This is a genomic window from Geomonas paludis (assembly GCF_014193585.1).
Lineage (GTDB): Bacteria > Desulfobacterota > Desulfuromonadia > Geobacterales > Geobacteraceae > Geomonas > Geomonas paludis.
In genome coordinates this window covers 133,464-142,147 of the sequence record NZ_BLXY01000008.1, presented here as the reverse complement: position 1 = coordinate 142,147, position 8,684 = coordinate 133,464, and the positions used below count along the sequence as shown (strand labels likewise).

Here is an 8,684-nt window from a genome sequence, read left to right as displayed (position 1 = left end):
ATCCTTCATGGACACCTCCAACGTGGTTTCGGTGTCCACAGGATTACGCGATGGCTATTCGATTGTCAGAGAACTTTGTCTACGATGTGGTGGCACTTATTTGTGTCCACGATGTCGTGGCACTCAACACCTAGAACGTAGAACGTAGAACGGCTGTTAAGGGCTTAGAACGGGTACCCGAGCCCCACGAACACGGCGGGACCGTCCTTGCCGAAGCCGACGTCGATGCGGCCGAGGATGTTGGGGCGTACTACGGCGCGGAAGCCGATGCCGGGGTTGACCTCGATGTTGCCCGCCCGCAGGTCGCCGACCGTGTCGGCTACCCCGCCGATGTCCACGAAGGGAGCCAGCTCCCAGTCCGCCTTGACGTCGAACACCTCCCACCGGAACAGCCTGATCCTCTCCTCCAGGTTGCACACTACGTAGCTGTTGTCGATGAAACGGTTCCTGCCGTAACCCCTGAGCGTGTTCTCGCCGCCGAGGATGCTCCGCTCCAGGAACGGGATGGAACTGCCGCGCGCCTGTCCCACCGCGAACCTCCCGGCGCTGATGAAACGGCTGTCCGGCACCGGGAAGAACCCTTTGACCTCGGCCTCGTAGCGCACGAAGCGGGCGCTGCTCCCCAGGGCGGCCAGGCTCCCCTCCACCGTGGCCCGGGCCCGGATGCCGGAACTGGCCATGGCGGGGGCGTCGAGGGTGCTGTAGACCAGCGAGATCGATTGCGCATGCGTGCTGAAGCCGTCGATGCCGGGGACCTCGGCGGCGCTGAAGTGCTGCTGCAGGTTGGGGAGCTTGGTGACCGCCCCGTCGTCAACCTCGACCCTTCTCAGGCGGTCGCCCAGGAATAACAGGATGTTGGTGGTCAGCGGGTAACCTGCCGACAGGGTGTAGCCGAACTCGCGGTCGGCGAAGTTGGTCTCGTCTTCGGCGCGGCTGCCCGGGCCGAAGCCGAAAAAGCGGGCGGAACCGTCGGTGAAGTTGTAGAGGAAGGCATTCAGCTCCAGTTGGCGCTCCATGAGGCTCTGGTCCCTGACCCTCACCTCGTAGTCCGAATTCACCTTGGTGGACTTGGAGAGGTTGAACTCGATGCTGCGCAGCGGGGAGGGGTACACGGCGCCGTAGAGGGTCCCCGTGGTGCCGAAGTTCTCGTTCTGGTTCACCTGCGGAGCGAACAGCGCGGAAACCTCGTCCTTGTCGTTGTGCAAAAGAAAGGCGGTGAGGGCGCCATAGGTGACCCCTTCGTTGGGACTGGAGGCGATGACGGGAAGCGGGATGGTGACCATCTTCACGTACGGCTGCGCCGGGGAGGGCGCCGGGAGCACGGTGGCCGGGATGTAGCTGGTGCAGCCAGCCAGAAGCGACAGAAGGATCAGCGATAGAAGCGTTAACGCGCGCATGGTGCTCCGTTTCGGACGAACTCCTGGGAAGGCTGCGGGAAGCCTCCTTCGGGCGACGAAAACATAGCGGCTCCCCGTCCTTTTGACAAGAAAAAAAGAAGACTCTAACCCATGTGCGGCCAGCGTTGTCCGGTTAGGTACCTGCTGTCATCAAAATCGACCGCTTCCAGTTCTCCCCCTCCCTTGGCGGGCCCTGCGCGCCGAAGCGCTTCGTCCCGCGAGGGGAGGGGGGACGCTGATGTGCGGTCAAAAAAATGACTGGCGCCGCACTTCAAAAATGACGTTGCCGTGGCTGCCGCCACCACCCCACCGTCCCCACCTCTGCTCCTGCTCCCCCCTGTATTCATTCCGCTTTTCGCCTGCCACCGCGCCGCGCTGCCGCTTTCCGGAAAATGGCACACCGGTTGCACAAGGTCCCTCTGCAGTGCAATCCCCCAGGCAAGGCAAAGGAAACTGACGCATGGCAAACCCCTCGACGGACGCCCTGGCGCTCCCGGGACCCAAGAGCAATTCGGACATCTACATGGCGGTCGCCCTGATCGGGGTGCTGGCCCTGATGGTGGTCCCCCTGCCTGCGTTCATGCTGGACATCTTCCTGGCGACCAACATCACCGTGGCGCTGGTGATCCTGCTGGTCTGCCTCTACACGGTGCAACCGCTCGACTTCTCGGTATTCCCTTCCATCCTGCTGGTCACGACGCTATTCCGACTCGCCCTGAACATCGCCTCCACGCGCCTCATTCTCATGCACGGCAACGAGGGGGTCGAGGCGGCCGGCGGCGTCATCAAGGCCTTCGGACAGTTCGTGGTCGGCGGCAACTACGTGGTGGGCGCCGTCATCTTCCTGATCCTGGTCATCATCAACTTCGTGGTCATCACCAAGGGCGCCGGGCGCGTGGCCGAGGTGGCCGCCCGCTTCACCTTGGACGCCATGCCGGGCAAGCAGATGGCCATCGACGCAGACCTTTCCAACGGCATCCTGACCGACAAGGAGGCCAAGCTGCGCCGCAAGAAGATCGCCCGCGAGGCCGACTTCTACGGCTCCATGGACGGTGCCTCCAAGTTCGTGCGCGGGGACGCGGTCGCCGGCATCATGATCGTCTTGGTCAACATCGTGGGCGGCTTCGTCATCGGCGTCTGGCAGAAGGGGATGCCGCTGGACCAGGCGCTGCAGAACTACACCCTGCTCACCATCGGCGAAGGCCTGGTGGCCCAGATCCCGGCCCTGATCATCTCCACCGCGGCGGGCGTCATCGTGACCCGCTCCGCCGACGAGAACAACTTCGGCCACGAGATCGCCGGGCAGCTGCTGAACTACCCCAAGGCCTTCCAGGTCGCCTCGGGCGTCCTGTTCCTGTTCGCCATGATCCCCGGGCTGCCGCACTTCGCCTTCTTCCTCCTCTCCGGCGTCTCCTACCTGGTCAGCAAGATGGCGGTGGAGAAGAAGGCCGAGGTCGAGGACGTGGTGGAGACCACGGCGGGGAGCGCCGAGGAGAGCGACCAGATCAGCTCCATCCGGCCTCTGGACATGCTGGAGCTGGAAGTGGGCTACGGCCTGGTCCCCATGGTGGACGCGAGCCAGCAGGGGGAACTTCTGGACCGCATCCGCTCCATCAGGAAGCAGGTGGCGGACCGCATGGGCTTCATCGTCCCCCCCATCCATATCCACGACAACCTGCAGCTGAAACCCTACGAGTACAACATCCTCATCAACGGCGCCAAGGTGGGCGGCGGCGAACTTTCCGGCCAGTACCTGGCCATGGACTCCGGCGGCGCAGTCGGGCAGCTGGAGGGGATCAAGACCACCGAGCCGGTGTTCGGCCTCCCCGCGGTCTGGATCAAGGGGAAAGAGCGGGAGAAGGCGCAGGTCTCGGGCTACACCGTGGTGGACAACACCACCATCCTCGCCACCCACATCAGCGAAACCATCAAGAAACACGCCCACGAGCTGGTCGGGCGCCAGGAACTGCAGCAGCTTCTGGACAGCATCGCCGCCACCCTCCCCAAGGTGGTCGAGGAACTGGTCCCGTCGCTTCTCTCCCTGGGCACCGTGCTGCGCGTGGTGAAGAACCTCCTGAAGGAAAACGTCTCCATCCGCGACCTGCGCTCCATCCTGGAGACCCTGGCCGACTACGGCGGGGTGACCAAAGACCCCGAGATGCTCACCGAGTTCGTGCGGCAGAGCCTGGGGCGCTACATCGTGGAGCAGTACAAGCGCGAGGACGACACCCTCTGCGTGCTCACCCTGGATCACGACATCGAGGAGGCCATCATCGATTCGGTCCAGCTCTCGGAGCAGGGAAGCTACCTGGCCATCGACCCGCACGTGGCGCAGCGCGTCCTGGCCGCCATCCGCAGGAACGCCGAGCAGTTCGACGCCATCGGCGCGCTGCCGGTGCTCATGGCTTCCCCGTCCATCCGTCGTCACGTGAAGAAACTCACCGAACGGTTCATGCCCAACCTGGCGGTCATCTCGCACAACGAGATCCCGCCCAACATAAAAATCCAATCCTTAGGCGTGGTGGTGATCAATGCTAGTTAAAACATTCCAAGCAGGCGAGATGTCGGAAGCTCTCAGGATGGTTAAGGCCGAGATGGGTCTGGACGCCATGATCCTCTCCTCCAAGAAGGAGCGCAAGAAGGGTATCCTCGGCTTCTTCTCCAAACCGTACTACGAGGTGACCGCGGCCCTGGAGCCCAGGCCGGCCCAGCGTCCCAACCCCTACCGGGAGGAGCCGCCGCCGGCACCGGAGCGCGAGCTCTCCACCCGCGAGGAGTTCCAGAACTCCATGCTGGGCCCCCTGGCGCGCGAGGTGCGCGAGCTGAAGCAGCGCATCGAGGCGCTCACGAAGAAGGAGGCGCAGCAGGCCGCCCAGCAGGCAGCACCCCTGGCCCAGGAGCCGCAGCAGGAAATCCCGGCCGTCCCCAGGACCTTCGGCAAGGAGGAACTGGAGGAGATCAAGCAGCTTCTCTACAACGCCGTCTCCGGGAACAAGGAGAAGGCCCCCGAGAGAGGCGCCAAGCCGGTGACCTTCCAACTGGCCGGGCAGGCACTGGAGCAGACCGTCAAGGCCGCGGCCCAGCCCGAACCCCTGGCCTTCCCCTTCCCGGTCGGGCAGCCCGAGAAAGTCGCCCCGGCCCTGAACCTGGTCAAGGAGACCGCCAAGGCCAGCGACGAGGAGCGCCTGCTGCAGCAGCTGGCCGAGGAACTGAGGAGTGAGGAGGTCGGCCCTCTGGCGGTGCAGACCCTGACCGAGTCGGTCCGTGCCGCCGCCGAGGAGGGGGCGTCCCTGGAGGAGCTCCGCTCGCTCATGGCCGAGAACTTGGCCGGCATGGTGAAGTGCTCCGGCTCGCTGCGCATCAAGAAGAACGGCCCGCGCATCGTGGCCGTGGTGGGACCGACCGGCGTCGGCAAGACCACCACCATCGCCAAGATCGCCGCCATGTACGCCTTGAACCGCCGCGTCTCGGTCGCCATGGTCACCATGGACAACTTCAGGGTGGGTGCGGTGGAGCAGCTGAAGACCTACGCCAAGATCATGGACCTCCCCCTGGAAGTCGCCGGCAACTCGCAGGAACTCTCCAAGGCGCTGGCCCGCCACTCCGACAAGGACCTGATCCTCATCGACACCGCCGGCAGGAGCCCCAAGGACGCCGACCGGCTCGACGAGCTCAAGGGGTACCTCGAGACCCAGACCGGCATCGACGTCTACCTCTGCCTTTCGGCAACCACGAGGAGCCGCGAGATCGACGAGATCATCGCCACCTTCGGCACCCTGCCGTTGACCAAGCTCCTCTTCACCAAGCTCGACGAAAGCCGCACCTTCGGCTGCATCGTCGACACCTGTTTGAAGCACAAGATCCCTCTTTCTTATTTCAGCACCGGGCAGAAGGTGCCCGAGGACATCGAGGTGGCGACCTCCAGAAAGCTCGCCGCCATGGTAGTGCAGGAGTCTAACTGATGACAATGTCTTGCCTAGCAACAGACCAGGCCGAATCGCTCAGGAGACTGGCGGGACGTGCCAAGACCGAAGTACCGGACCAACTCCAGGTGCGCGAGGGGCTCAGGGTGATCTCGGTCACCAGCGGCAAGGGCGGGGTCGGCAAGACCTCGGTGGTGGTGAACCTGGCCGCGTCGCTGGCCGCCAAGGGGCAGCGGGTCCTGATCGTGGACTGCAACCCCGGCATCGGCGACATCTGCCTGCGCCTGGGCAAGGACGCGCCCTTCCGCATGGGGCAGGTGCTCTCCGGCGACATCGACCTGAAGGAGACGGTGGTGGAGCTGGGAGGGGGCGTGAGCGTCCTGCCAGCCGGGATGGAGATGCAGCAGTACAGCGCCCTCTCCCCCTGGGAGCGCAGCGCACTTATGCAGGCCATGCTCCGGCTGCAGAACGACTACGACTGCTTCCTGATCGATACCGGCTCCGGGATGGCCGCCAACCTGACCGGCTTCGCCGCCATCGCCCGCGAGATCATGCTGGTGGTGACCCCCGAGCCGACCTCCATCACCGACGCCTACGCCCTGATCAAGATGCTTTCCGGCCGCGACAGTTCGTTCCGGTTCCGGCTCCTGATCAACATGTGCCGCGACAACCAGGAAGGGGAAACACTCTTTTCCAAGTTGGCCGCAATTACGGGCCGCTTTTTGCAAGTACAGTTTGACCACGCAGGAACGATCCTGCACGACGAGCTGCTGGTGGAAAGTGTGAGGCGCCGCGGGGCTTTATGCCGCCTCTTCCCCGATGCCAAGGCGTCGACGGGTTTCAAAAATTTGGCACACAAAATCAATGCGGAGCGGCCGGCCGGCGCAGGGGCCATGCCGGTAGCTTCGGTGGCATCTAGCACGATGTGGAGGAACCATGAACTGTCTTCTTAAGGCGTATGAGTATGAGGCGCAACGCGGGGTCCCGATGAGCAGGGACGAGCTGGTGGTCACCCACCTCCCGCTGGTTAAGTTTATTGTCGACCGGATCGCCTCGTCACTCCCCCCGCATCTCGACCGGGATGACCTGAGAAGCGCCGCGGTGATCGGCCTGATCTCCGCCGCGGAACGCTTCGATCCCAGCCGCGGGGTACAGTTCAAGACCTTCGCCGAGCAGCGCATCCGGGGCACCATCATGGATGAACTGCGGGCCCAGGACTGGCTGACCAGGAGCCTCAGGGACAAGTTCAAGAAGCTGGAGAAGGAGTTCTCCCAACTCGAGCAGCGCCTGGGGCGGAACCCCTCCAGCGACGAGGTAGCCACCGCCATGGGGCTGGAGCTCAAGGACTACTTCCGGCTCCTGGAGGAGATCCATCTCCTTTCCTTCGTCTCCCTGGACGACGCCTGGCACGACGAGGACGGTGCGCCGTTCGGCCTGCTCGACGTCCTCGAGGACAAGGGGACCGAGAGCCCGCAGAGCCAGCTCATCGCGCGCCAGACCGTGGAGCGCCTGGCCGAGGCGATCGACTCCCTCCCCGAGAAGGAGCGCATCGTGATCACGCTCTACTACTACGAAGAACTGAACCTGAAGGAGATCGGCGCCGTGCTCGATCTCACCGAGTCGCGCATCTCGCAGCTGCACAGCCAGGCCATCGTCAGGCTGCGCGGCAAGATGAAGCGCGTCGCCTAGGGGGGATCATGAACGCAGGGATGTACGCGGCTTTGACCGGCAACCTTTCCGCCCAGCGCAGGCTGGACGTGATCTCCAACAACCTGGCCAACGCCAGCACCACCGGCTTCAAGGCGGACCAGATCCAGTTCGAGAGCGTGCTGGCCAATGTCAAAAATTCGACACAGGGGCCGGTGTTCAGCAACGACCGCTACTCGACCGATTTCTCCGCCGGCAGCCTGCAGCGCACCGACAACGTCCTGGACGTGGCGCTGGAAGGCGACGGCTTCTTCGTGGTCAACACCCCGCAGGGGACGGCCTACACCCGCCAGGGGAGCTTCCACCTGACGTCGAACGGCAGGCTGGTCACCGCGGACGGTTACGAAGTGCAGGGGAGCGGCGGCGCCATCACGGTTCCCGCCAACGGCAAGGTCGAGATCGGCCCCACCGGGCAGGTGAGCGTGAACGGCAACACGGTGGGGACCATCAGCACGGCGGACTTCGCCAAGCCGTACGCCCTGAACAAGCTGGGCAACGGGCTGTTCCAGCCCGCCGACCCCAACGCAGCGACCACCGCCGCCACGGCCGGGATCAAGCAGGGGTACCTGGAGACCTCCAACGTCAAGGCGGTGGTGGAGATGTCGCGCCTGATCGAGGCGAGCCGCTACTTCGAGATCTGCGCCAAGGCGGTGAAGACCTACGACGACCTCACCTCCCGCGCCGCCAACGACCTTGGGAAGGTCTAAACCCGTTCAACGTTCGACGTTCAACGTTCGACACGCGCTTCCTGTTTGGGATCTTCAGCGCGACGGCAGCAGTTCCACAACTAACGAGAAAGAGACCAGAGGGTCGGCACTTCAACGTTGAACGTTGAACGTTGAACGGCCGTTAGGAGAAAGAGATGATAAGAGCACTTTGGACCGCCGCATCCGGGATGCAGGCTCAGCAGCTCAACATAGACGTGGTGGCCCACAACCTGGCCAACTCCAGCACCACCGGCTTCAAGAAAAGCCGCGCCGACTTCCAGGACCTCATGTACCAGACCGAGAAGACCACCGGCGCCCCGGCCACCAACACCACCACCATCCCGACCGGCATCCAGGTCGGCCTCGGCGTCCGCCCCGGCTCGGTGAGCAAGATTTTCACCACCGGGACCATGGTGCACACGGGCAACGAACTGGACGTGGCCATCGAAGGGGACGGCTTCCTCCAGGTGCAGCAGTCCGACGGCACCACCGCCTATACCCGCGCCGGCTCGCTGAAAAAGGACGGCCAGGGGAGGGTGGTCACCCCGGACGGCCAGCCCGTCGTCCCGGAAATCGTCATCCCCAGTAACGCCACCAGCATCAACATAGGCTCCGACGGCACGGTCTCGGTGCAGCAGGCGGGACAGACGGCCTCCACCACGGTGGGGACCCTCCAGTTGGCCTCCTTCACCAACCCCGCGGGGCTCAACGCCATCGGCAAGAACCTCTTCCTCCCCACCGATTCCTCGGGCAACGCCACTACCGGCACCGCCGGGCAGAACGGCCTGGGCACCCTGGAGCAGGGGTACATCGAGCAGAGCAACGTGAGCGTCATGGAGGAGATGGTGAGCATGATCGTCTCCCAGCGCGCCTACGAGATCAACTCCAAGGCGATCCAGGCCTCGGACGATATGCTGCAGCAGGCCGCTGCGCTGAAGAGGTAACTGCTG

7 protein-coding genes are annotated in these 8,684 nt (G+C 64.2%); 6 read left to right on the top strand and 1 reads right to left on the bottom strand.

From position 1 onward, the window contains the following. Positions 1–164: 164 nt before the first annotated feature. Positions 165–1,397: a BamA/TamA family outer membrane protein gene (locus H7687_RS16450; protein WP_183349372.1), complete on the bottom strand. Its 1,233-nt coding sequence runs from the start codon at positions 1,395–1,397 to the stop codon at positions 165–167. A gap of 460 nt (positions 1,398–1,857) precedes the next feature. On the opposite strand from H7687_RS16450, the gene flhA reads away from it, so the two are divergent. From flhA to flgG, 6 genes are all read left to right on the top strand, one after another. Next, the gene (gene flhA, locus H7687_RS16445; RefSeq protein ID WP_183349371.1) at positions 1,858–3,939 is read left to right on the top strand and encodes a flagellar biosynthesis protein FlhA; all 2,082 of its coding nucleotides are present in this window, start codon (positions 1,858–1,860) and stop codon (positions 3,937–3,939) included. Next, a complete protein-coding gene (flhF, locus tag H7687_RS16440) occupies positions 3,929–5,359 on the top strand; it encodes a flagellar biosynthesis GTPase FlhF (protein ID WP_183349369.1) in 1,431 nt (476 codons plus the stop codon). The genes flhA and flhF overlap by 11 nt, the downstream gene beginning before the upstream one ends. Continuing rightward, the gene (locus H7687_RS16435; protein WP_183349367.1) at positions 5,359–6,273 is read left to right on the top strand and encodes a MinD/ParA family protein; all 915 of its coding nucleotides are present in this window, start codon (positions 5,359–5,361) and stop codon (positions 6,271–6,273) included. Before flhF ends, H7687_RS16435 begins: the two co-directional genes overlap by 1 nt. Then, positions 6,257–7,009 (top strand): FliA/WhiG family RNA polymerase sigma factor, encoded by a 753-nt coding sequence (locus H7687_RS16430; RefSeq protein WP_183349365.1) that lies wholly within the window; start codon positions 6,257–6,259, stop codon positions 7,007–7,009. Before H7687_RS16435 ends, H7687_RS16430 begins: the two co-directional genes overlap by 17 nt. Positions 7,010–7,017: 8 nt before the next feature. Further along, complete coding sequence (flgF, locus tag H7687_RS16425) at positions 7,018–7,734, top strand: flagellar basal-body rod protein FlgF (RefSeq protein WP_183349363.1); 717 nt, start codon at positions 7,018–7,020, stop codon at positions 7,732–7,734. 155 nt (positions 7,735–7,889) lie between these two features. After that, positions 7,890–8,678, top strand: a complete 789-nt coding sequence (gene flgG / locus H7687_RS16420) for a flagellar basal-body rod protein FlgG (RefSeq protein WP_183349361.1) — start codon at positions 7,890–7,892, stop codon at positions 8,676–8,678. Positions 8,679–8,684: the final 6 nt, after the last annotated feature.